23 protein-coding genes and 2 pseudogenes are annotated in these 23,935 nt (G+C 58.9%); 13 read left to right on the top strand and 12 right to left on the bottom strand.

Annotated elements, in window-relative coordinates:
* Positions 1-145 precede the first annotated feature (145 nt).
* Both C5C07_RS13070 and C5C07_RS22215 read left to right on the top strand, forming a co-directional pair.
* Positions 146-1,753 carry a BCCT family transporter gene (locus tag C5C07_RS13070; protein ID WP_050459421.1) on the top strand — a complete coding sequence of 536 codons (1,608 nt, stop codon included), beginning with the start codon at positions 146-148 and terminating at the stop codon, positions 1,751-1,753.
* Between the two features lie 53 nt (positions 1,754-1,806).
* A pseudogene (locus tag C5C07_RS22215) lies at positions 1,807-1,981 on the top strand (helix-turn-helix domain-containing protein); the annotation flags it as partial.
* Positions 1,982-2,039: 58 nt separating this feature from the next.
* Here the strand turns inward: C5C07_RS22215 and C5C07_RS13060 are convergent.
* Entirely contained in the window at positions 2,040-2,837 is a 798-nt protein-coding gene (locus C5C07_RS13060; RefSeq protein WP_115805226.1) for a DUF4386 domain-containing protein, read from the bottom strand.
* Between the two features lie 243 nt (positions 2,838-3,080).
* Between C5C07_RS13060 and C5C07_RS21315 the strand changes: the two genes are divergently transcribed.
* The 3 genes from C5C07_RS21315 (at position 3,081) to C5C07_RS13045 (ending at position 6,797) form a co-directional block, all read left to right on the top strand.
* Entirely contained in the window at positions 3,081-3,659 is a 579-nt protein-coding gene (locus C5C07_RS21315; RefSeq protein ID WP_115805225.1) for a cupin domain-containing protein, read from the top strand.
* Positions 3,660-3,821: 162 nt separating this feature from the next.
* Complete coding sequence (locus C5C07_RS13050) at positions 3,822-4,556, top strand: hypothetical protein (RefSeq protein WP_231608267.1); 735 nt, start codon at positions 3,822-3,824, stop codon at positions 4,554-4,556.
* 612 nt (positions 4,557-5,168) lie between these two features.
* The gene (locus C5C07_RS13045) at positions 5,169-6,797 is read left to right on the top strand and encodes a nitrous oxide reductase family maturation protein NosD (protein WP_158546584.1); all 1,629 of its coding nucleotides are present in this window, start codon (positions 5,169-5,171) and stop codon (positions 6,795-6,797) included.
* Positions 6,798-6,946: 149 nt separating this feature from the next.
* Here the strand turns inward: C5C07_RS13045 and C5C07_RS13040 are convergent, their stop codons facing one another.
* From C5C07_RS13040 to C5C07_RS13030, 3 genes are all read right to left on the bottom strand, one after another.
* Positions 6,947-7,480, bottom strand: coding sequence for a cupin domain-containing protein (locus C5C07_RS13040; RefSeq protein WP_233510368.1), 534 nt, complete (start codon positions 7,478-7,480; stop codon positions 6,947-6,949).
* A 165-nt stretch (positions 7,481-7,645) separates the two neighbouring features.
* Positions 7,646-8,620, bottom strand: coding sequence for an ArsR family transcriptional regulator (locus tag C5C07_RS13035; RefSeq protein WP_115805223.1), 975 nt, complete (start codon positions 8,618-8,620; stop codon positions 7,646-7,648).
* Between the two features lie 799 nt (positions 8,621-9,419).
* The gene (locus C5C07_RS13030) at positions 9,420-10,601 is read right to left on the bottom strand and encodes a Cdc6/Cdc18 family protein (RefSeq protein ID WP_004975819.1); all 1,182 of its coding nucleotides are present in this window, start codon (positions 10,599-10,601) and stop codon (positions 9,420-9,422) included.
* A 1,347-nt stretch (positions 10,602-11,948) separates the two neighbouring features.
* On the opposite strand from C5C07_RS13030, the gene C5C07_RS13025 reads away from it, so the two are divergent.
* Complete coding sequence (locus tag C5C07_RS13025; protein ID WP_049905129.1) at positions 11,949-12,266, top strand: RPA12/RPB9/RPC11 RNA polymerase family protein; 318 nt, start codon at positions 11,949-11,951, stop codon at positions 12,264-12,266.
* A 40-nt stretch (positions 12,267-12,306) separates the two neighbouring features.
* Here the strand turns inward: C5C07_RS13025 and C5C07_RS21720 are convergent, their stop codons facing one another.
* On the bottom strand, positions 12,307-12,474 hold the full coding sequence (locus tag C5C07_RS21720) for a hypothetical protein (protein WP_004975817.1): 168 nt from the start codon (positions 12,472-12,474) through the stop codon (positions 12,307-12,309).
* Positions 12,475-12,740: 266 nt separating this feature from the next.
* On the opposite strand from C5C07_RS21720, the gene C5C07_RS13020 reads away from it, so the two are divergent.
* Positions 12,741-14,465, top strand: a complete 1,725-nt coding sequence (locus C5C07_RS13020; protein WP_233510367.1) for a GLUG motif-containing protein — start codon at positions 12,741-12,743, stop codon at positions 14,463-14,465.
* A gap of 163 nt (positions 14,466-14,628) precedes the next feature.
* Positions 14,629-15,807 (top strand): ABC transporter substrate-binding protein, encoded by a 1,179-nt coding sequence (locus C5C07_RS13015; protein WP_049905128.1) that lies wholly within the window; start codon positions 14,629-14,631, stop codon positions 15,805-15,807.
* A 23-nt stretch (positions 15,808-15,830) separates the two neighbouring features.
* Here the strand turns inward: C5C07_RS13015 and C5C07_RS13010 are convergent, their stop codons facing one another.
* A complete protein-coding gene (locus C5C07_RS13010; protein ID WP_004975813.1) occupies positions 15,831-16,265 on the bottom strand; it encodes a hypothetical protein in 435 nt (144 codons plus the stop codon).
* 425 nt (positions 16,266-16,690) lie between these two features.
* The gene (locus tag C5C07_RS13005; RefSeq protein WP_115805221.1) at positions 16,691-17,962 is read right to left on the bottom strand and encodes an RNA-guided endonuclease TnpB family protein; all 1,272 of its coding nucleotides are present in this window, start codon (positions 17,960-17,962) and stop codon (positions 16,691-16,693) included.
* A gap of 143 nt (positions 17,963-18,105) precedes the next feature.
* On the opposite strand from C5C07_RS13005, the pseudogene C5C07_RS13000 reads away from it, so the two are divergent.
* Both C5C07_RS13000 and C5C07_RS12995 read left to right on the top strand, forming a co-directional pair.
* Positions 18,106-19,269 (top strand): annotated as a pseudogene (locus C5C07_RS13000) (hemolysin family protein); the annotation flags it as partial.
* Between the two features lie 68 nt (positions 19,270-19,337).
* A complete protein-coding gene (locus C5C07_RS12995) occupies positions 19,338-19,856 on the top strand; it encodes a DUF21 domain-containing protein (RefSeq protein WP_004975803.1) in 519 nt (172 codons plus the stop codon).
* Positions 19,857-19,934: 78 nt separating this feature from the next.
* Here the strand turns inward: C5C07_RS12995 and C5C07_RS12990 are convergent, their stop codons facing one another.
* Together C5C07_RS12990 and C5C07_RS12985 are read right to left on the bottom strand one after the other, a co-directional pair.
* Complete coding sequence (locus C5C07_RS12990; RefSeq protein WP_115805220.1) at positions 19,935-20,378, bottom strand: hypothetical protein; 444 nt, start codon at positions 20,376-20,378, stop codon at positions 19,935-19,937.
* Positions 20,379-20,381: 3 nt separating this feature from the next.
* Positions 20,382-20,966 (bottom strand): hypothetical protein, encoded by a 585-nt coding sequence (locus tag C5C07_RS12985; protein WP_049905126.1) that lies wholly within the window; start codon positions 20,964-20,966, stop codon positions 20,382-20,384.
* 148 nt (positions 20,967-21,114) lie between these two features.
* Between C5C07_RS12985 and C5C07_RS22120 the strand changes: the two genes are divergently transcribed.
* Positions 21,115-21,240 (top strand): hypothetical protein, encoded by a 126-nt coding sequence (locus C5C07_RS22120; protein WP_255565254.1) that lies wholly within the window; start codon positions 21,115-21,117, stop codon positions 21,238-21,240.
* A gap of 351 nt (positions 21,241-21,591) precedes the next feature.
* Here the strand turns inward: C5C07_RS22120 and C5C07_RS21310 are convergent, their stop codons facing one another.
* Both C5C07_RS21310 and C5C07_RS12975 read right to left on the bottom strand, forming a co-directional pair.
* On the bottom strand, positions 21,592-21,765 hold the full coding sequence (locus C5C07_RS21310; RefSeq protein ID WP_158546583.1) for a hypothetical protein: 174 nt from the start codon (positions 21,763-21,765) through the stop codon (positions 21,592-21,594).
* A 39-nt stretch (positions 21,766-21,804) separates the two neighbouring features.
* Entirely contained in the window at positions 21,805-22,227 is a 423-nt protein-coding gene (locus tag C5C07_RS12975) for an ester cyclase (protein ID WP_004975797.1), read from the bottom strand.
* 260 nt (positions 22,228-22,487) lie between these two features.
* Between C5C07_RS12975 and C5C07_RS21715 the strand changes: the two genes are divergently transcribed.
* Positions 22,488-22,664 (top strand): hypothetical protein, encoded by a 177-nt coding sequence (locus tag C5C07_RS21715; protein ID WP_193492567.1) that lies wholly within the window; start codon positions 22,488-22,490, stop codon positions 22,662-22,664.
* A gap of 136 nt (positions 22,665-22,800) precedes the next feature.
* Positions 22,801-23,103 (top strand): CopG family transcriptional regulator, encoded by a 303-nt coding sequence (locus C5C07_RS12965; protein ID WP_233510365.1) that lies wholly within the window; start codon positions 22,801-22,803, stop codon positions 23,101-23,103.
* A gap of 117 nt (positions 23,104-23,220) precedes the next feature.
* On the opposite strand, the gene C5C07_RS12960 is transcribed toward C5C07_RS12965, so the two are convergent.
* Positions 23,221-23,880, bottom strand: coding sequence for a helix-turn-helix domain-containing protein (locus tag C5C07_RS12960; protein WP_004975792.1), 660 nt, complete (start codon positions 23,878-23,880; stop codon positions 23,221-23,223).
* Positions 23,881-23,935: the final 55 nt, after the last annotated feature.

The raw sequence follows: 23,935 nt of genomic DNA, 5'->3' as shown, positions 1-23,935 counted from the left end.
ACGCCTTCCGGCGAGTTACTGTAAATTCGTAGTCAATATCCTCGAATCGTTGGAAGACCGGCACAGTCGAGAACCGGCGTTGACTTAAACAGGAGTCATATTCAACCCGAAATTTGAGACGCCATGACGGAAGACATCGTGACGAATGGTAGAAAATAACACACCAATAAAACGGTTCATCGACGAACTTGACTTCACCATCTTCGGGATTGGATTCTCGGTATCGCTGCTCGCGATTGTCGTGTTCTTCACCAACCCGACTGCATCTGCAAACGCCATGGGGCAGATCAATACGTTCCTCTGGACGGAGTATATGTGGGTTTACATCGGAACGATGTTCCTGATGGTCATGTTCAGCCTCTGGCTGATGGTTGGTCCGTGGGGACGAATCAAACTCGGCAAACCAGACGAAGACCCCGAGTTTGGGTTGCTGTCGTACTTTGCGATGATGTTCTCAGCAGGCATTGCAGCAGGGATCGTTTTCTGGGGCCCTGCAGAGGCGTTGAGTCACTACCAGACGGTGCCGCCACTCATCGGGGGCGAATCCCAATCGGCGACCGCGGCAGTCGGGGCAATTCAGTACACCCTCTTTCATTGGGGGATCTCGTACTGGGTTCCGTACCTCATCGTCGCACTCCCGATTGCGTACTACGCGTTCCGGAAGGATGCTCCGATGCGAGTGTCGACGCTTATCGCGCCATTCGTCGGCGTCGACAAGCTTGACGGCGTTCTAGCGAAGGGAATCGATATACTGGCGGTGTTCGCGACGATTGGTGGTATTGCAACCACGCTTGGATTCGTCGGGGAGCAGTTCCTCACTGGGCTGACGTACAACTTCGGCGTCTCGATCGGTGATACCGGGACCGTACTGGTAATTACGGGGCTGACGGTTGCGTTCACCGCCTCGGTTGCACTCGGCGTCAAGAAGGGTATTGCCCGAATTTCACGGTTCAATATGGGCGTCTTCGCCGTCCTGACGGTCATGACGTTCCTTTTGGGGCCAACCAACTATATCATGAATACTGGGCTCCAGGCGATGGGACGCTACTTCGTTGGATTCCTCGAGATGTCGTTGTACACCAACGCGACGGGATCTGGCGAGTGGGTCGGCAACTGGACTGTCTTTTACTGGGCATGGGTATTCTCGTGGGCACCATTTGGTGGGCTTTTCGTGGCCCGGATCTCACGTGGGCGGACGATCAGGCAAGTCGTCGCCACAGCACTCGTGGGCTCAACCGTTGCGACCACGCCGTGGTTCCTCACGATGGGTGGGAGTGCTATTTTCTTCGAACGGCAGAACATCGCACCGATGCTCGAGATGGTTGCTGAACACGGCGTTGCCGTCTCCGGCTTCCCGTTGTTCGGCTCGTTGCCATTTGGTGGCGTGCTTTCGGCCGTGTTTCTGTTCCTCGTTGTCACCTTCTTCATCACGTCTGCAGACTCCTCGACACTCGCCCTCGGGATGCTCACGACAGGTGGGAAGCAGCACCCCTCGACTGTCAACCGCGTCATCTGGGGTGCCCTCATGGGAGGGCTCGCGTCGCTCCTCATCGTCGGTGGCGGTATCGACGCGCTCCGCTCGTCGGCAATCATCACTGGATTCCCATTTGCACTCATTTCTGTCATCGCCATCGCTGGCATGCTCCGGGAATTCCATCAGGTTGAGCCACTCCTCTCCGGCACGAGCGACTCGACGGGTGCCGAGCCAGCGAGTTCGCCGAACCGGGCAGGGTCGAGCATCGACGACGACTAACTGGCATTCCCCATGCGTGGGAAGCCCCGGCGTTTACGCCGGGGAGGGTGTCACACTTCACCGCGAACGAGGTCGAATCACGCTTTGACGTCAGCCGACAGACGGCGTACAATGCAAATCGAGGAACTGGAAGCAGACGGTCTCATCGTCGAAGCAACCGGAAAACAGCGCAACCAAGAGTACAAAGCAGTCGACGTCTTCGATATCCTCGAACGCTCGACGGTGTGAGGGCCTCCACACGACTGCAGTCGTGGGCGTTCTCCTCGAATCGCCGTAAGTCCAGGTCTCAGGTCGTCACGGATATCGGCTCGTCGTCCACACTATCCTCGTCCAGCCTGATCCGGCGCCCATAGATGAGCAACCAGAGAATCAGCAACACTTCACCGACGAAGGTGAACGCAGCAACCTCGAAGGTGTAGCCAGCGAACAGCACCCGTCCGAAACTATCCACCACGTAGCCGATGCCAGCGAGAATGAGGAGCATTCCTAACACCTTCGGCACGTAGCCCGAAGGGTACGACTGGACAGCCGCAGACTTGTACAGCAGATAACCGACCAACACCAGATGGAGGCCGACCAGAATCAGTGCACCGTCCCAGATGTTGTAGAACGCCTCGATGCTCAGCAGTGCCTGAGTGGCCTGTTGCTCCGTGGTGAATCCAGTCCCGGTTGCACCCAGTAGCTGCGGGACGCTCATGAGTTGACTGATTGCAACGACGAAGATGCCAGCGAAGACAGCTCTAAACCATCCCGAGAGGAGCGCGACGCCAGCGTGTACCGGCTTGAATACGGTGTACAACGCCCACGCGACGGTCAGATCGAGTACGGCGACCGCGAAGAGCGCCGCGATACCGAGTCGGAATGTCCCTTCGGCACCCAGGATAGCGGTCGCCGTTCCGGTAGCGTCCCCCCGTGTAACGAGCCCGTCTAACACGACGAAGTTCGCGAAGACGGCGAGGACAGTCATCAGCAAGAGTGCGAGTCCAGCAATCACGCTCGCTCGCCCGACAGATGTCTCGGTTGTGGACGGTCGCTGATACTCGACGCTCCGCTCCTGATCTGGGGTAACAGCTGCTCCAGCCATTCGCCTCTAGAGGTGTCGAACCAGCATAACGGTGCTCTAAAGTGTGCGTCATTATCCGCTACCCGAAACAAACCCACGTCACGAGCGGTGTGGACGGCTCACCACGAACCGGAGGCGGTGGTGCGATACACCCTGGCCGGACGCTGCCGTACCGAACAGTTGAGAGCGGGGGACACCCCTCGGGCTCAGGTATCGGCTGAAGCCGGCGGAATGCTTAGCATCATCTGAGTAGTACTGGAGCGGATGGATTCACGGTCAGACGATCATCTGTTAGCGGAATCTAGTCACTCCCCGAGAACCGACGCAGGTGCCTACCCGAACACGATCGAAGACCCGTCGACAGGGGCGTCCATCACGTTCCTCGAACGCGGTATCGACGAACAAGGGGCGTACGTGGTGATGGATGGTGTTCTCCCGCCAGGAACCGACAGTGGGCCCGCTCGTTTCCACCCACAGTCGGAGGTACGTTCGGAGGTAATCGCGGGTCAGGCAGAGGTGACGACTCGCGGTGAACCTCACGTCCTGCTTCCCGGCGAATCGCTGACCATCGCACCCGGCGAGCCCCACAGTATCCGAAACGGCGGCGTCGACACCCTCGTCGTTCGGACGATGCTCCGCCCACCAGGCGAGTTCGAAGCCGCAATTCGGGCGCTCTACGAGGCCGGGGCGGGAGGGAAACCGGATGTGTTCGCGGTGGCGGCAGTCCTTTCTCATCACCGTTCGGACGTGCGTCTCGCGGGCGTCCCGTGGCTGGTTCAGCGACCACTCCTGCGTTTGCTCGCCGGCATCGCCACGATGCTCGGTCGAAATCCACTCAGGTAGTCCGCTGCCCAATCGAAGGCCATCGCTGGTGACGCGTGCGCTCACCCACGGTCGACGACGACGGGTACCTCCGCACTACCTCGGGGGCGTCTGGCTGGTGGAGAGAGTCGTACTCGATACGGCTATCTCCTCTGGCGGTAATGTCTCTGCGGCAGATAACGTATGGTAGCAACGACGGGTCAAGCAGTAGAGGGTATCGAGCAGTCGCCTACGGTGGGCCGCTGGAACTATCTGACGGTCGGCGGCCTCGCTGCGCTGATCGAGGCGGCCATCTACGTGGCCGGAATCGCGTACTTCCTCGTCATCCTTGATTTCGCGAGCGTCACCGGTGCGCTCCAACAGGTCGAACTGTTCGTCGCGAACGAGACGAGTCTGTCCGCGATGTACCTGCTCATCTACGTGGTCTTCGGCATCGTGCTGGTGGCACTCGTTCTGGCGCTCCACGAGCGCCTCGCGGCCGGTGCACCGATGTTGATGCGAGCGACGACCGCGTTCGGACTCATCTGGGCCGGGCTCGTCATCGCCAGCGGGATGGTCGCCACCCTCGCGACGGGCGTCGTCGTCAACCTCTACAGTACCGACCCGACGCAGGCGACGACGGTCTGGCTGGCGGTCAGCCCGGTCATCGATGGGCTGGGCGGTGGCAACGAGATCGTGGGCGGCCTCTGGACGCTGCTCGTGAGTGTGGTCGCGCTCCGGACACGAGCGCTCCACCGTCTGGTGAACTATTTCGGACTCGTAGTCGGGGCTGCAGGCATCCTCTCGGCGATTCCAGCGCTCGGTGAGATCGGCGGTGGCATCTTCGGTCTCACCCAGATCGTTTGGTTCGTCGCGCTCGGCGTCCTCCTGTTACGCGCAGGTCGCCACGAGGCGTCTGCGTACCTTCGGGAGGAATAACTCGAATCCCGTACCGTGCGTTCTCATCCATCCACGGCGCTTCGATCACCGTGGAGGAGTCGCCGTCGTCAGCGCCGAGTGTACTGAGTGAAACGGTGGTGTCGTATATCGGGTCCGTTCCATCCAGTATCTCCACTGTGAACTCGATTGCTTCGTCGACCGCGTTGTCTGTGAAGATCCCGTCGAGTTGGTATGTGACGAACGGTTCTTCGACCGTTTCGAGGGTGCCACACCCGGAAAGAGATGATATCCCGACTGCAGAAGCAGTTCCAAGGAAGGCGCGACGGTTCATAGTCTCCGATCATGTCTACTGACTGTGAACTTTTCTATCGTCTGGACCAAGCCGCGGCCTGTCTGCAGCACCGCACCAACAAAATCAGCACCAGCGTCGACGAGCTCACGCATACTGTCTAGGCCGACTGACCCCCACACCTCGCACCGAGTGACACCGTGCCGAATACAGGCGTCTCCCACCGAACGAGTATCCATGCACCCAAACCCCCGCATCACCACGCGAAACCTCCCAATTGCAGACCTTAGCCGACTGATAATAATGCGGTAACACTGACCACTCCCACGCGGATGCGACGATTACTTGCGACAGTCGCCGTCGTGACGGCCCTCGTAGTGGCGTCGACGGCGGCACCCACAATTGGTACGGCACAGACACCTCACTCACAGCCGATCACCGAGTGTACCACCATCACCGACCCCGGTGTCTACACGCTCGGGACCGACATCACGAACGCCACCGCCAGTCCCTGTCTCGACATCGAATCGAGTGATGTCGTCGTCGACGGGAACGGTCACACCCTGACCGGTGACGGCGACGGTGTCGCGGTCAACGCGAACCAGACCGAAAACCGGACTGCAGACGGCCACGCGAACGTCACCGTCCGCGACCTCACCGTCGACTCCTGGGGGACCGGCCTCAACTTCGTCTTCGCGCCGAACGCGACGGCGACTGACCTCACGGTGACCGAGACAGCTATCGGCGTCCAGGTTGGCTCGCTCGACACCCGGCCGGGATACGAGACCGCTTCAGACGGAGCGATGGTCAGGAACTCGACCTTCGAGCACGTCGAGAGCGCGGTCCGCACAGCGGGGTCGAACCGAATCGAAGTCGTCGATAACGCGATCACGACCTACGAGACGGTTGGCATCCGCCTCGATACCGTCAACGACGCCATCGTCAGCGGGAACGACGTGGTCGCGACCGCCGAGTCGGGAGACGCGATTCAGGTCCGCACCTCGGATCCCGCGGTGAACGACGGCAGTTCCGACAACGTCGTCGCGTCGAACCGCATCGTCAACGGGGCGATCACCGTCGAACACGCGTCCGATGACGTCACGAACACCCACCTCGTCGACAACGAGGTCGTGAACGGCTCGATTGCGGTCGGGCTGGCCCGCGGCGTCCCGACCCAGACGCGCGTCGCGAATAACACGCTCACCCACAGCGACATCACCGTCTCGTTCGCGTCGGCCGTGACCATCGAAGACAACGTCCTCACCAACCCCGGTACGGGGCCACGCGGGAGCATCGCCCTCCGAAACGCCGGGTCGAACACCGTCCGGAACAACACGATTTCCGGGGCGGAAACCGGAGTCGTCATGAGCCAACTCGCCACGGACAACACGATCACAGCCAACACGATTACCGACACTGACGTCGGCGTGTCGCTTCGGTCGAACTCGTACAACAACACCATCGAGGGGAACACGCTTGCAGACAACGCAATCGGCGTCGAGGTCTCCTTCGTCGACTCGACTGATGACCGCGCGAACGACATTCGCGGGAACGACATCATGAACAACACGGACGGCATCTTCGTCAGGGCGCTCGACCGCAACCTCGTCGTCGAGGGCAACGACATCCAGCACAACGAACACGGCATCACCCTTCAGGCGTCGGCAGTCTGTTCGCCCACGGCCGAGGGCGCTGCATTCGTCGCCGTCCACGACAACCGCATCGCCAACAATACCGCGTACGGCGTGTTGAATCAGAACGCCGACGTGGTGAATGCGACGTCGAACTACTGGGGTGCGAGCGACGGGCCATCAAGCGCCGCGGACGTGGACGCACCGTTCGCGGACCCGGTGACGGGGACACTCGCGAACGGCAGCGGTGCAGCCGTCTCCGAAGACCCGAACAGCGCGGGCCAATCGAACGTTCACTTCGACGCGTGGCTCCAGCAGGCACCCGAGGACGTGGGTGCGGGGAACCAATCAGCAGCGTAACGAACCGTGCTCCACGGCGTCCCCGCTAACGGGCCGCCACCGCACGCCAGTTCCCGAACCCACACGACACAGCACGGCGCCCGGCCGAGTTCGCAATGCCCGCCGAGCATGACGCAAACACCCGACGTTGGATACGCAGGACCCAGCGTCTAGTCACAGACCACTGGAGGCACGAGCACCGTCGCCGGCGCGCCGGCTGGCACGCCGAGGAACGTCGCGTAGGCGACGGCGATGTCGCGTTGGCTCGGATTCGACGCGATGTGGATGTTCCCCTGCCCGGGGTCGATGAAGGCTTCACCCGCCGAGTAGGTCCGAGTGATGCAGTCGCGCTCGTTGATGAGTTCGAGTTCGCCTTCGACGACGCTGACGATGACCGGTCCGGGGTGGGTGTGCCAGCCCGAGGTCCCCTCGGGGTCCCACGTCACCTTCGCGAAGATGGTCGTCGACGCGTCCCGTGGCAAATTGGAGACGATGGTTCCGTCTCCATCCTCGTATTTCAGCCGGAACGTCGCGGCAACCTCGTCGGGGAACGGCGCGTGCCCTGCGAGGAGGTCGACGGTAAAGCCCACGGGGCTGTCGACGTCGCGGTCTGCTTTCGATTCGCCGTTGTGATCTATCGGGTCGGCGGCAACGGGAACGCTCGTGCCGAGCGCGGCGACGGTCAGGGCACTGGCTTTCAACACGGTCCGGCGCAACACACCGTCGGGCTGTTCAATCGCGCTTCGTCCAACCGGTTCGAATCTGGTCATGTCTCCTCGTGAGTACTGACGGCGTCTCAGGGCATATATGTAAGCTGAATTATATTTCTATCCAGGATCGGACTGGAATTCAGTAGCCTGAGTCTCCTGTCATGACTGCTCTCGAGAGCATCTACAGAGGGTTGTGACGGCCCCGTTGTTGTCCAGGGTCGCGACCAGTCGGTCCCCGTCGGCCTCGAGGACCATCTCCAGTTCGAACGGAGTCTCCGAAAGAACGGTCTGGCGGTGGACTAATTCCAGTTCGATCAACAGCCAGTCGTACCAGGGGTCGTAGCCATGGTCTTCGAGGAAGACGAGCACTCGCGGCTCGGTGAGCAAACAGCGGTTGCTCGGAATACTGAACCGCTGGTGACAGACGTCACAGACGATGTCGTACTGGACCTCGAAGATGGTGTCACACGACACACAGCGGTGACCCGGTTCCACGTGGTGGTCCCGACAGACGTGGGGCGTCGCGCTCGTGGTGCCGGTACAGTCGGGACAGACGCCTTCGATTGCGGACATGATCTGGTGTTTCACCATGACGTCGAGTGCCCGGTAGAACTCCGCGGGGTCTCGACTGCGAGTCCCGACCGGCGAGAGCGATTCGGTCAGGCTCAACGTCCCGTCGAAGCCGGTGCCACCGAACGCTCCGTCGCACTCGGTACACCTGATCGCGAAGTACCCACGGGTCAGCTCCGTGTTGCACTCGAAGACGGTTCGGCCGCCACAGAGTTCGCACGGCTTGTCGTTCGGGACGGCGTCGAACACGAGTTCGTCGGTGAACGCGCCGGCGAGGATGGCGCTGACCACACGCTCGCCCTCCCGTCGGAGCACGTACCCGTCCGCGACATGGTGGACGAATCGACCGAGGAGGGGCTTGAGGTGGTAGTTGAACTGCGAGCCGTCCCGCATCCCGAGGGTCTTTCGTAACGCTGAGAACGTCATCGGGTGCTGCGGAACGTGTTCGTCGAGACGCCGGTGTTCCCAGAGCGCAAACAGGATCGCGAGCCGCGTCTCGTGGCCGAGAACGGCAAACGCCTGCTCCGGTGTCGGTCCGTATTCCGACGCTTCGTCGGCGGTCATACTGGCATTCCACTAGGTGCCAGCGGCGGTTAACGATTGTTAACAAACCTCAGTCGTGAGTTCCCTGGGTCGACTCGCGCGCTCGGTTCGGAAGCCACTACTATTAGTGTCACCGAACCAATTAATGAACGTCTGGTCCAGGAAGATCCGTCAGGTGCCGGGTTCGGAAGTGCAGTCGGCAGAGAGACTGCCGAACAGGACGCACCGCAGGGGCACCGAGACTCAGGTTCGTCGACCACCGGTTCCGACATCCTCGAATCGATGGGCTACACCGATGGAGGCGGTGGATCGTCGCTTCTCACGTCGACAGTGAAATCGTTCCTGTGGGTGTGTCTCGGTATACTTGCAGTTGCCGCACTGCTCGCGTTCATCTTCGGATAATGGTTATGGTGAAACGTTGGCCTGTGGGCAGAGTGTCGAACGTGTTTGCTAATCGTGCGGCGTTGACGAGACGCCCTGTGTCTCGTTCGCCCACATGATTGCTCTCGTGAACGCTGTATTCCCTCCTTACTCACTCCCTTCGGTCGCTCCTTGAGGAAGGAGGCTTAGCGCTGATTTTCAGCTAATCTGCACCCCAGCATAACGGGTTGAGCTATATCGCACCACCATCCAATGTGTTCCGTGTGCTCTGGTTCTTTATACGACACCCACACACCGTTTTGCAAGTGTTCTTTCTCAATTCGAAACCTGCTCAAGCAGCCAACTCCGGTTGTGCTTGTAAGGGTTTTCCAGTAAACACTTGCAAAACGGTGTCCCTGAAGATATAGCTGAGTAGCCGCACACGAATTTGCGTCCCTCGTTACGACAGTCGTTCGGAGACGACGTCATACACGAGGTCACTATCGACTGCAAGTGAGTATTGATAGAATTGTCCTCCTGCTCGGCCGAGGTTCTTCCGTTCTTCAGTCACAAACCCGAGCATAGTCAGATCTCCCACATGGTCTCTGATACGCGACTCGCCGAGTGGACGGCGTCCGTAGTGCGTCGCAATTTCCTCGTATACCGAAACAATTGATTTGAGCCGAGTTGGTGTCTCACCACTCCGAGCGAGGCTCGCAACCGCGTGTAGAACCATCAGCCCACTATCGGTCAGGTCGGTGACTCCGTCCCGGATACGACCGCGTTTGACTCGCTCCTTTGCGTGTTCGACGTGGCTGACTTCAACCTCACCTGCTGACGCTTCTTCGGCGACATTTCCCGCTTCCCGGAGGAGATCGATTGCTTGTCTGGCCGATCCCGTATCTCGGGCACCGAGTGCTGCGCACTGCTCGATTACACCATTACCGACGACACCGGATTTCATGCCTTCACTTGCCCGCTCACGGAGAATCGACTGCAGTTCACTAGCGTTGTACGGCGGAAATCGAATCTCACGTTCCTGAAGCGTATCCTTGACTTTCGACGAGAGGTTTTGTCGGTATGAGTAGTCGTTCGAGATACCGATGACGCCGACAAAGCTCGTATCCAAGTAGCCGTTCTTGTACGCTCGTGGTAGCTCGTAGAGAATACGGTCATCACCGCCAAGGTAATCGATTTCGTCAATCATCACATAGACCGTCGCATCCAGCGACTCAATCTGTTCGTACAACCGCGACATGACCTCGGAAAAACCGTAGCCGCGGTTCAGCGGTGACTGTCCTGTTTGTGCACGAATCTTGTTGAGGAGTGAGAGGGCCACTTGGTACGACGTCTGATTGCTGCCGCAGTTCACCTCGAAGTATTCAATGTCGACATCGCGCTCAGTTGCTGTCTCAACAAGGAGGTTGAGGACGTACTTCGTGACGACAGTCTTTCCGACGCCTGTCTTTCCGTACGTGAGGATGTTCGATGGTTGATCCCCGAAGAGCGAGTCCTCGAGTGCAGTCATGTACTCATCAATCTCATCATCACGCTCGATGGGTACCTCTGGAGAGTAGTTCTCTGAAAACACGTCCTTCGTGATGAAGATATCCCGTGTTTTTCGGAACTCATGATGGGTCATTACGCTAAATACGACAGGTCTATTTATAAAACCACCCATCAGAGTGTTCCAAGTGTTAGTAACTCTCTTATATGTGGAACACACCACTTTCCAAGTGTTATTTTCCGATCCTTTCCCGCGTATCGCTCGAGGACAACAACGGCAAGAAACACTTGCAAGACGGTGTCCCCCTCTGTCTACAATTGAGTACGGCAACGGGTCCACGGTCGACTCCTCCTCGAATCCCTCGCCGTGCTCGTTCCGTGGACTAGAGAAAACAGAATGCGAACCGACCAGAAAGCCACTCACGGTCGGCGAGGCATCGGAATAAGCGTTTGCTCTCGAAACGAACGCGCTTCCTCCCCTCCCTACTCACTCGCTTTGCTCGTTCGTTGACGAAGGAGCCTCCGCGCTACCGCTTAGGTGAACCCCATATCTCACGACGTGATCAACAACACTTGCAAAACGGTGTGTGGGAGTGTGATAAAGAACCAGAGCACATGCAACACTTTGGAGGGTGGAATATTATACCGTGACGGGACTTGCGGCGTCGCGGTCGTTTCTGGGTGACTACCAATGCAACTCTCGCGCGAGTTGTGTACCGTGAACAACAGTACCCGTTCGTACAGAAGCGTCACCTCGTCTGTCTCAGTCAAACACTTGCAAAACGGTGTGTCTGTCCTGGTCAACAGGACTACTGACGCTGACAACGCAACTGTGTGATTCAGTTGAGAACCACTCAACGGGTCAGAAAAACACCACAGATTGGTCTGGTGTGGAGCACTCAGGACTTCGGTCACCCCCGTTCGTGAACCTACTCTGTCCCTCTGTGCTCTCAAAACACTTGCAAAACGGTGTCCCCCCGTGACCACAATCGAGCGCGGTACCGAGTCTACGACCGACTGTTGACTCAAGCTGTTCACCACATCGACTCGTGGACTGTAGAAGTCGAACGACCGACTAGATCGTCACCCCACACCATCGTCGAAATGAAATCTGTCCGGAAGCGTCGACTACGCAATATCGGCTCAGACGCCGATCAAACCGAGATTCGAGCGGTGAATTCAAATCGAACACGGTGTGCGAAGAGTCCTCCCGTCGTGGGGTTCTGCCTTCGTGATTGACCCGTAGAGTTAGAGTTTGAACTATTATAGCTCAAACTATTATAGTTTGATTCCTAACTTCGGAGCACATATTCGACTGCTCCGGTACCGTTGTTGTTCTCGAGAGTGAAACCTCCCAGTAACGCGACGACCTGCCCGAAGAGCCGGGTAACGAGAGTCGGCCGTACTGTCAGCACGAGGAGGCACCTGGACGACGAATCGGAAATTAATACATATATCTGCGACCCGTGTGTTCCTCCGGTAAATGCAATTCTGTTCCGAATGCGGGTCGATAATGCACACAGAGGGTGACACGTGGGTGTGTCGCTCCTGTGCGCACGAAGAGCCGCGGGACGCGAACGCGGAAGCGGCGATGGCGATTCAAGATGGACAGCGAGACGACGGCGCACCCGCCGTGGCCGACGCGACCCACGGCTCCACCGAGACGATGCAGGAACCGTGTCCGGCGGACGACTGCGACAGCGACCGAGCCAACTACGAGATGATGCCGAAACCGGGTGGCTCCTACGAGGTTCGGCTGTTCACCTGCGTCGAGTGCGGCCGCAAGTGGCGCGAGTCTTGAGCAGCGCCACGAGTCCCTGAACCCACCGACCGGAACCCCCCTACCGCGACGACAACCCAGCCCCCAGACCGGCCCCGAGCGCCACGCCGATTGCGATGCCCAATGCAAGATTATCGAGTGCCAAACCAAGAGCGACGCCGAATCCGGTCCCAATCGCAATCCAGGTGCCTATCGCCGCCGAATCCATCCCGTCGTCGTCCGTACTCATACGAGAGCAATCGCAGGAAGGCGGGATAGATGTTCACTCCCCACAGCTGCCACACCCCGCAACCCCTGTGGTGTCCCATAACTTTACAAATATGAAACCTATCAACAACCGGCTATGTCGGGGCAGCCGGTTCACAGCGAGCACTAACGCTCGCGATGCCGCGACGAAGGGAGTTGTCGAACACGGGACCAACAGACGCGACGCGACATCGATACATGGGACACAAATTCACACATATCGCGAGTATACTCCTGCTGTGCGGCCTCATGGCCACCGCACCGATTGCAGGCGCGACGACAGTCGACCACGAAGAACAGCCCACGAAACAACCACGCCTCGAATCGACAGGGACGCTCGCAATACAGAGCGGAAACGGGACCGAAGTGAACCCGTACGTCATCACCAACGCCTCTGGGCTCGCCGCGATACGCGACGACCTCGATGCCCACTACGTACTTGACTCGGACATCGATGCGACCGAGACGGCGACGTGGAACAACGGCTCTGGCTTCGAACCCATCGGAACGTTCGGGACGCCGTTCACGGGCACGATTGACGGGGCGAATCACACGATTGAGGGGCTGACGATTGACCGGCCGTCGACGAGTGGTGTCGCACTCGTCGGCTACGCCTCGGAGAGTTCGATAACGAACCTCCGACTGACCGACGTCTCCATTACTGGTGACTTCACCACTGCTGCCCTCGTCGGGTCGGCAACGAACACCCTCGTCCGCGAGGTGACTGTCTCCGGGTCGGTGACCGGAACCGGGACCGTCGCCGGCGTGGTAGCGTCCACCGACGGCGGGACAGTCGAACACGCACGCGCGGCCGTCACGGTTGAGAGCCCCGGGAGCGCAGGTGGCCTCGTTGGCGAAAACGAGGGAACCATCAGCGACGTCGTCGTGACCGGGACCATCACCGGTGGGCCGTACGCCGGTGGTATCGCCGCACAGAACCCCGGGACGATCGAACGCGCGGCGGTGAACGCGACCGTCGTCGGGACGACCGACGACACCAGCGTCGCGACCGGCGGGCTCGTCGGGTATAATTCGGGGAACATCACCGCGACACACGCCCACGGGCGCGTGTCCGGCACGAACTACGTCGGCGGGCTCGTCGGGTCGAGTAACTACGAAAGCGGGGTTGTTGCGAACTCGTACGCGACAGCGAACGTGACCGGCGAGGAAACCGTCGGCGGACTCGTCGGCGGCCTCTACTACGGCAGTTCGGTCACGGGGTCGTATTGGAACGAACAGACTACCGGCCAACCAACCTCCGCGGCGGCGGGTAACGGGAGCGTCGGGCTCTCGACCGCCGAGATGGCGGGCGAGGCGGCCACGACGAACCTGACTGCGCTGGACTTCGACGAAACGTGGCAGGTTGAGTCGGGTGCGTACCCGGACCTCGTCGGGGTAGCTGACGATGAATATCCCGTGAGCACCGAAACTGACGAGCCGACCCCGCTCGCACTCAACGCAACGACCGAACTGGTCGACGGCGATCTCGTCCTCACGGTCACAGCGAATGAGTCACTCGACTCGCTCAAAGCCGTCCTCGCGAGCACCGAGACGGTATCCCAGGAGACGATCACACTCGACGCGTTCTCACAGACACAAAACGGGTCGACGTACGTCTACACGACGCGCTATATCGACACGGACGCCGGCGAGTACACACTTGACGTATCGGCGAGTGACGACACGGGGACGCAGACGACGCTCAACCGCAGTCTCACCGTCGGCGACGACCCGACTGCACCGACAGTTGACCCGATCGGTAACTTCGAATCGCCGCCGACCGACCCCGATGGTGATGGCGTGTACGAAGACGTCAACGGCGACGGCACCGTCACTGTCTCCGACGTCCAGGCGCTGTTCACCCATCGAGACAGCGAGGCGGTCACTGAGCAACGCGAGCGCTTCGATGTCACCGGAAACGGGGTGTTCAACATCGTCGACGTCCAGCGGTTGTTCTACACGACGACGACTTAAGTTCGCTCGCGGCGCTCTGCCGTGAGCGTTCGTCGTCTTGGTGTGTTGCCCGGTTCGGCTACTGTGGCTAGTCCATTTCTCACTGAACGCCAGGTACGCACAGAATATTTTGGCCCACCTAAAAACCGAAGTTGTTATCTATCTTTAGGCAGGCCTAAAATGCATGTCAGACACACACGATGCACTGACGCGGCGCGACTACTTGACGTACGGGAGCGCTGCAGTGACGGCCGCACTCGCCGGCTGTAGCGGACAGGCGTCCGAGGCGACGACCACACAGACGCAACCCGACACGACGACGACTTCGACGCCCGACGACGAGCGCTACACCGCCACCCTCGCGCCGGCCGGTCGTGTGTCGTTCACCGACCCCCCGGAGAACGTGTTCACGGTCCTTCTCCACCACGCCGACATGGTGGTCGCACTCGGCCACGGCGAGACGCTCAACGGGATGTACAACCCCGAGGGGTTCGGCCAGATATACGACCTGCTTCTCGAGCGACTCCCCGGCGTCTCGGTCGATTGGTCCGTGCTGGCGGACACCTGGAATCCCGACAAGGAGGTGCTCTACGAACTCGACAGCGACCTCCACCTCGAAGACCCCGCGCTCATGGCGACGATGGAGGCGTGGGACTCCGACGACGTCGAGGAGGTTCGGACGGCAATCGCGCCGTGGTTCGGGAACTCGCTGAGCCGCAACCACAGCGAACCGCCGGCAGCGTGGGTCGACCAGTACCAGTACTACACGCTCTGGGAGATTTTCGAGCAGGTCGCGACGGTGTTCCACGCACAGGACCAGTACGAGGCGCTGGCAGACATCCGCCGCGACCTCCTGAACACGATTGCGGCTGGCCTCGAAGAGACCGACCAGCGACCGTCGGTCGCACGGTTCCTGTGGCGGGGCGGCATCTGGGTGTATCCGCTCAACGGCCCCGGGACGGTCCGAGCTCACACGCGTGTGTTCGACGCCGAAGACGCGCTCGCCGACGTCCCGAGCGGGACGCAAATCGACATGGAAGCGCTCGTCGAAGCCGACCCGGACGTCATCCTCGTCGACGGCGGACTCGGACCGAACTGGGAGGCGACCAAACAGGAGCTGTACGACGAACCGACTGCGCAGGGCCTCTCAGCGGTCGCAAACGACCGCGTGTTCCCGATTGGAGTTCGCTACGGCGGTCCGCTGATGAACCTGTTCCAACTCGAGATGATCGCCAAGCAACTGTACCCTGAGCAGTTCGGCGCGTGGCCGACCTACGAGGGTGGCCCGTATCCCGACATTGCGGACGCACAACAGCTGTTCGACCGCCAGCGCGTGGCCGACAGCATCAACGGAAACGTCTAGGACTGTCGTCGAACGGCGGGGTACTAGACTGCCTCGTCGCGATACTGAGGTGGGAACGTCATACGCCGACTCAGTACTGCAACGACTCCGATCAGGATGAACAGAAAACCACTGACAATCAAGAGATACAGCCCCGGTTCGACTACATATCGCTCTACTGCAGAGTAGCTCTGGAACACACTACCGAACACAATGAGTATCAGTCCGCCAGCACCGATGAGAATGCCATCCGGTCGCCAGTTCCGGTAGTGCCCCAACACGACGGCCACAACGACGGCCACAACAAGGATGGTAACAAGGAGGTCGATGTCAGAAAAGCCGGCATCCAAGCCCACCATGTATTCGTCCGTGATGCCGGCTGGCTGCTTTCGCACCCATGGAAGCCACGCTCCGACGACGCCCAATACTGCAGCCATAATCGTCGCAACAATATACGCAAATTTCTGCTTGGCCACCATATGTCAGACAGATATCTGCTTGGGTAACTGTTTTCTCTGTACTGAACGAGTCAATTTGGTCACGTAGAGCGACGGAGCGACGACCGATTCGCGCCTCTATTCAGCACAGCCGCAACAAAGAACAGCGGCTGGGGATTCCAACAGCGCCGGAACACAGCATTCCTGGGCGACTTCTGTGGCCACCACCTTCGTGACAGCCCCGGCTGTTGAGTGCACATCCACGTCCTACAAGTGCCACGACATCGGTAACTGAGTATGGTGGATTTGTTCTCTCTCGGCGGATTACTTCTCGCGTTCTTTCTCGTCATCATGAACGGCGTTTTCGTGGCTGCGGAGTTCGCGTTCGTCAAAGTTCGGCCCACGCAGTTGACATCCTCCCCGCGCTGAAGCGCGAGGATTCCCGACCGCAGTTGGGATATTGTGGTTTACGACGTTACCTGTTCTTGAGGTGCGAACGCACCAGTTTCCTTGTCAAACAAGAACGTCGAAGGCTGTGCCAACCAGCCGTTACTCCTATCCTCGGAAGGACTCGGAGATACTTTCTGTCGAATGTTCTCAGCACCGTTTACATCCGCGTTCGCCACCACACCGCAGTCATCACACACGTACAACCCACGCTCAACACGGTTTGATTTACGGTTACGACCACAGCACGAACACGACTTCGACGTATCTCGCTCAGACACTCGTTCGACCGTGATGCCCTCCATCTCGGACTTGTATTCAACGAGGTCGATGAAGCGGTCAAACGCCCACGAGTGCAGGTCAAGGTTGCCGTGCTTACCCCAGTTCTTCGACTCACCGTTCCCCTCACCTTCTCGGATGCCAGAAAGGTCGCCCACCACAATCGTTCCAGCTTCTTCGTCCACACATCGCTGGACGATGTGTTTGGAGAGTGTATGGAAGTAGTGGGTGCGGCGAGCCGACTTCTTCTGATTCAACCGTGTCGCTTGGTCGGAGTCTGAATCGTCACACCGAGCGAGTCGTTTGCTGAAGTAGTAGTCGTCCTGCTTTAAGCAGTTCAGTGGATACAGTTCGCTGTGGCCGTCTTCGTAGGCGAGTGCGGCGAAGTTGTTGATGCCGAGGTCAACACCCACGGTCTTCTCACCGGGGGCTTCAGCAACCTCTATTTCGACCTTGCACACGAAGTGTAGCTCCCACTCGTCACCTGTCCAGACGGCCCGAACTTGTTGAACGCTCTCTACAGTGGAGAGGTCAACGTCAGGTCTTGTCTTGTATTCACAGAGGATGAAGTCCGACCAATACTCTTTGAGATTCGAGCCTTTGGAGAGTCGGACTCGGTTGTACTGGGTGTCGAGTTTGAAACCGGCGGCTTTGAACGTCACCGTGCTTCGGGGGTGTTCGTCGCCGTGTTTGCGGTACTTCGGTGGGTTCGCTTTCGTGTCTCCGTTGCGTCGTTTGCCGTACCAGCCGGTGAACGCTTCAGCGAGTTCTTGCAGGACTCGCTGACTTGACTGCGAATGGAGGTCACCGTAGCGTTCGTGCGACTTCAGGTACGAGGTGAGTTCGTTGTGACCGGGGATGTGGCCTATCTCCGACCACACGCGGTCGCAGACCCACCGTCCGACGTTCCAGAGCTTCGAGGCTGCGAACCCGAGCGAATCGAGGTCGTCAGACACCTGTTGCTGGTTCCTGATGGAAGCAGTGTAGGTGCGGGTGACGACCTGTTTCGCCATACGTAACCTATGTCGAGAATATTACTTGAAGGTATGGATTACGCAGCGTGGAATATCCATCCGAGTGTTTGAACGGTGGTCTGTGGAGGATTATGCCGGATTCATCCCCGCCCTAAAGGGCGGGGCTTTCTCCTTGACTCTCCGTACAGGACGTCATCCAGAACCTAGACGACTATCTGGCGGTCAGTCAACTCGGGATCACGCTCTCCTCGCTCGGTCTCGGCTGGATCGGCGAACCGGCAGTGGCAGCGCTCATCGAACCCGTCCTCGGGCGGGTGCTTCCCGCGGGGTCGGTCCATCTCGTCGCGTTCGTTCTCGGATTCGGGTTCATCACGTTCCTCCACGTGGTATTCGGCGAGCTCGCGCCGAAGACGTTCGCGATTCAAGAGGCCCCGCGTATCGCGCTCCTCGTCGCCCCGCTCATGAAGTTCTTCTACTACGTGTTCGTGCCCGGCATCATCGTCTTCAACGGGACTGCCAACTACTTCACCCGCCTCGCTGGCGTCTCACCGGCATCCGAAAGCGAGGAATCCCATACCGAAGAGGAAATTCGGATGATCCTCACGCGGTCCGAAGAGACGGGCCACATCGACGTCGACGAGGTCGAAATGATCGAGAGCGTCTTCGAACTCGGCGACACGATCGCTCGCGAGATCATGATTCCGCGTCCGGATGTCGAGACCATCCCCGCCTCGATGTCGTTTCCGGACCTCCGGTCAGTTGTCGCGACGGGAACCTACACCCGCTATCTCGTGCTCGACGAGGATGGCGACCAGCCGCTCGGGTTCGTCCACGCGAAAGACATCTTGCGAGTGAGTGAAACCGAAACGGAGTTAGATGAATCCATGACTGCGCGAGACCTTGCCCGGCCAGTCCTCACCATCCCGGAAACGCGACGGATCGACACGATTCTCGCCGACTTTCAGACGCGTGGGGAAGGCCAGATGGCCGTCGTCGTCGACGAATGGGGCGTCTTCGAGGGGATTGTGACCATCGAGGATATCCTCGAAGAGATCGTAGGCGACATCCAAGACGAGTTCGATACCGCTGCGCAGGAACCGTCTATCGAGAAGCGAGACGACGGCGCGTACGTCGTCGACGGAGGGGTCCCGATTCAGGACGTGAACGACCGACTCGACACCCGATTCGAGAGCGACGACGTCGAGACGATCGGTGGACTGGTCTTCAGTCGCCTCGGCAGGGTTCCTGTCGTTGGCGATCAGATCGATATGGACGGGTACATCATTCAAGTGGAGGCTGTCGATGAAACTCGAATCGAACGACTGGTAATCCAACTAACGGAGTAGCGTGGAGTCCCCTCCCAAGGAACGACCAACCACCGATATTCATACGCCCACCACCGTACGAGTGTTGTATGAATACATACTCGATTTTGGGACCGTCGCTCGTCGCAGTCGTGATTTTGTTGTTGCTGAGTGCGTTCTTTTCCAGCAGCGAGTCAGCGATCTTTTCGCTCCCGGATGACTGGCTGCAGACCGCTCCCGAAGACAGCACAAAAGACAGCCGCACACTCCAACAGCTCCGTGAGAACCCACATCGACTGCTCGTCACGCTGCTGGTTGGCAACAACCTCGTCAACATCGCCATCACCAGCATCGTCACGCTGCTGGTTGCACGGTTCATTCCTCCGGGTTTCACCGTCGTAATCGCAACACTCTCGGTGAGTGTGCTCATCCTCGTTTTCGGGGAAATCGTGCCGAAATCCTATGGCCTCGGCCACGCCGAGTCGTGGAGTCTCCGTGTCGCTCGCCCAATCTCGTACGTCGAACGTGCACTGGGGCCGCTCGTTGCGGTGTTCGATATCATCACGCGATGGCTGACGACACTCATCGGGGGCGACCAACAGATCGAGAAACCATATCTCGATGAGTGACATGCGTGCCGACATGGGCACACGCGTTCTTTGACCCCCTCCCACGCCTAAAGACGCGGGTATGCGCTTGATTCTGTATCACTGTTGGTATGTTGGGAGCACGGTCTCAAGCAACTCTTCGATGATTTCCCAGAGGATCAATGATGGAGTCTCGTGCTCGAATGAGACTCCCCACCGATCTTCGCTGTCAGTCGTCGTGTACTGAAAGTGTGCCAAGCCGAGGTCTGGGTGGTCTTCGTCTTGATGCCACCCTGCGTGAAAGCCCGTATTGGAATCACTGTAGTTCACGCGAAACCAATCGTGTGGGGTCTGGCGGTACCAAGTGACAATTAGTTCCGGTGATTCAGGTCCAGTGGGAGGCCGGATTCGGGTGTGGTCGAACGTCGCTCGGAGCTTCTTTGCTTCGATATCGTCCGGGACGTACTCAACCGCAGTAATGTGGGGGACTCGGTCAAGAACATCTCGCTTGAGTTGTGCATACAAATTTGCGTTCGGATCACCACCCGGATGTGGGACAGACATCGATTAGTTTCCGACCTCTGCGTGCTGTGTCTCGGGGGCTAAGAAGTCCCACTCACGAATCGCGAAGCCGAGGACTTGGATGCGCCGTTGGAGGTGTTCCCATTCACGTGCAATCTCTCGTCGCCGGGATTCCTCTTCTGGGCTGAGGTCATCTTCCGCGAGCGTTGCACGGAGATGGTTTGGTGATTCGATAGCAAACTCGTCTTTCCAATCTCGGATCTGTGCTTTGAACTCGGCGAGGCGGTCGGTCAGTTCTTTGACGGAGTGGCTGCTATCACGAAGCCGCATTGCTTCCTGCATCGCTTGCCTGCGATAGTCTGGGTGATATGTGGTGTGGGTGCCACTTTCATCACGACGGAGTACGCCGTCCTCGACGAGTCGTTCGAGGACGCGCTTTGTGGGGCCGTGTGACCATTCGGCTTCGGAGGCAATCCAGTTGGCTGTCTGTGGCTTGGACAGTTGGCGAGCGACCATCCGAACACGGTCTTCCCCTGTAGTGTGGCGTTCCATTATCCCCCTCTCAGAGTTCTCTTCATCTTCGGACATACGTTGTTCTACGAGCCATGTATTAATATAGGTTGAGGCCATTCAATTTATATCGAATCAATGGCACGGCAAGGGCGCAGTCATCCAGATCAGCTGTAGACCGATAATCGCGCTTCTGAGTATGATACGTTGAGTTGCCATTCTCTCTTGACATCCCCCCGGTTCCACCGTCGTGATTGCGACACTCTCGGTGAGTGTTCTCATCCTCGTCTGTGCACTGGGGCCGCTCGTTGCGGTGTTCGATATCATCACGCGATGGCTGACGACACTCATCGGAGGCGACCAACAGATCGAGAAACCATATCTCGACGAGTGATCGACCACGCCCCCGAAAGGCGTGGCAGTCAGCAGAGACTCGCTGTCTCCTCGCCAAGGACGGGAGGCGAATACGCGCGGTTCAGGAAACCACAGCGTACATCAACATCTCCTATAAAAATGCCGACATGCCTAGCGACACGAGCACACGCGTTCCAGAACTACTGATCTCGATTGGGGGGCTGGCGTTGGTCATTCAATCGGTCGTGTTCGAAGGCACCTTCGGACTGGTGGCGAACCCGGGCGTTTCTGGAGGCCTTCGAGACGTCCTGAGCGGAGGGCTGTTGCTGGTGGCAACTGTCTGCCTATTTGGTGGTGTGTATCTCCGCCGCACGAATCGCTGAGCGGAACCTCAACCGGTCGAATCGTACACAGACAGATATAGTATCACAACGAGGGCGATGAGTCCGAGTCCGAGGTATCCAGATTGTGGCACCAACTGCCCGTAGGCGAACACGCCGATGACGATCAGGACGAGCAGGAAAAACTCGATCAACAGGAGGTGTTTGCGGAGGGCCGAATCCATCGAGACAATCTCCCGCCAGAAATATTGTAAAAATGACGTTTACTCCTCGAGGAAGCCGAGTTGCTCGGCAATCTCTCGAGGGTCGTAGTACATCCGTTCTTCCTGTATCTTTCCGTCCGTGAGGACGAACGCCGACATGCCCGTGTGCTCGAACGTGCGTCCGGTCGGGGGCATGCCATTGAACACGCCGTCGTGCGTCCCGGTTGCGGTCCACTCGGTCATGACGATCTCGGCGTCTTCGAGGAGCGCCGTGGGAGTGATTGTGAAGTCGGGGAACGCGGTCCGAAGTTCGCGGACGTATGCCTCGAGGGCGTCCGGCCCGTGTACTTCACCGCCGGGAGCGCTTGGCTCGTAGGCGACGAACGACTCGGAGACGGCGTCTGTGTTCGAAGTCTCACCGTTCCAGAGCGCGAGGTAGGCACTCATGGGCTGTTCGTGTCTGGTCGAGACGGTTTGGGTCATCGGTCAAAACACCCTCACTAGAGAGAGGTGCCAAACCAGCATATACATGTCAATAACTCTCATGAGACGAGAACCAGGCATTCCCTGGATGTCGTCGTCAACTCGCGACGTTCGTTCGACACAATCTGACGATATGTCAGAATGTATGATTCACATGAGAGCGACTCACCCGTCTCATACACGCTCGTTGAGTCGCCCGTTCCACGACGTGACGACTTGGACACCACACCTAACAGGGAATGGGTCCCAAAACGAATCACGTGGACCGGACGGACTTCTTCCTCGGCTTGATCGCCGTGCTGTTGGCTGCACAGGTATACGAGACCGGAGATGGTCACACACCGATATTCATCGTGCTCCCCGTGATGGCGATTCTGTATCTGGGACCGGTGTACCTCGTTGGGGCAGTTCTCATCGAGAACGTCGTCGACAGCTGATCGACAGACAACGCACAACGGCGGCGAAGACGCGAGACGCCACGGAAACGGCGCACAACACTCAGCGACTGTGTGTCGTCGAAAACACCATCGACACGCTGACACAGTTTTGAGTCTGTACAGACACAGTCTGTACATGAGCACGAAGCGAGTCGACTTCCGGCTGCCAGATGCCTTGGTGGCACGCACGGACGTCGCGGCCGAAGTGACGCACACGAACCGAACGGAGACTCTCACCGAAACGCTCCGGCAGTATCTCGAACAAAAAGCGTCTGACGAGCAGTTTCGTGAGGCCGTCGTTGAACGTTATCTGGATGGTCAGATTCAGTTCGAGAAGCTTGCCGAAATCATCGGGCGACAGGATGCCGAAGCCGTCCGCGCCTCGAAGGAAGTCCTCGACCGTGGTGACGCACTCACAGACAACCTCGCTGAGCATTGACATCCTCCGCACCCAGAAGGGTGGGGCTTTCTCCTTGACTATTCGAAACTGATGCATACTGAACAAGAGGTGCGCGAGCAACGAGGGGTCCCATGAATCACAGCCGAAGCCCACGACCTACCCCTGTGCAGCCGCCGACTCGTTGACCACCGTCTGCTGGACGAGTTGCTTTACGCCTCTGCGAAACCGTTCGGAGGCGGAACTGTCTGAGATATCAAGCTGGTCTCCCAGGTCGGCCAGCGAACACGTCCGAGGAATCTCCAGATACCCACACTCGGATGCGACAACCAACAGCTCTCGTTGGGCGTCCGTCAACGACACGCTGAGTCCGTCCTGGTCGGTCTCCTCGTAGAGTCGCTTGACGGAGACGGTGATATCGTGGTCAGCACAGAACTGCATGATGTGTCTGAACGCGTCTCGACTCGGAAAGCGGGCGTGACACCGCCACCCGCTGTTCGTCCCGACCGCTCGCTGGAGGACGCCCCCGACCGAGATGAACTCGGGCATGAGATTCGTCTCGTCTCCGGCCGAGGTGAAGTCCACCCGGTAGAACCGACGGTCGCCCGTGTCGTCCAAGACGGTTGGATTCGTGACTGAGCGGTCGTCAGCCAGCGCCGCCTCGACCGCCGCGAAGTCGTCGCTCCGCACCGAAAAAAGCATCTGCGTCCGATCGTCTGGCCCCCGGTACGTCTCTTCCCACTCGACTTCGATGTCGGGAATCTCCCGTAACGGCGTGAGCAAAATCGGATGGTCGATCGTGAATTCTGCTATGAGCATTGGTAGCATCCCTCACTATATGGGAAAAAGAGACGAGAGCCTATAAACACCCGGG

The sequence above is a fragment of the Haloferax sp. Atlit-4N genome (assembly GCF_003383025.1).
Classification (GTDB): Archaea; Halobacteriota; Halobacteria; order Halobacteriales; family Haloferacaceae; genus Haloferax; species Haloferax gibbonsii.
This window is presented reverse-complemented; position numbering and strand designations above follow the sequence as displayed.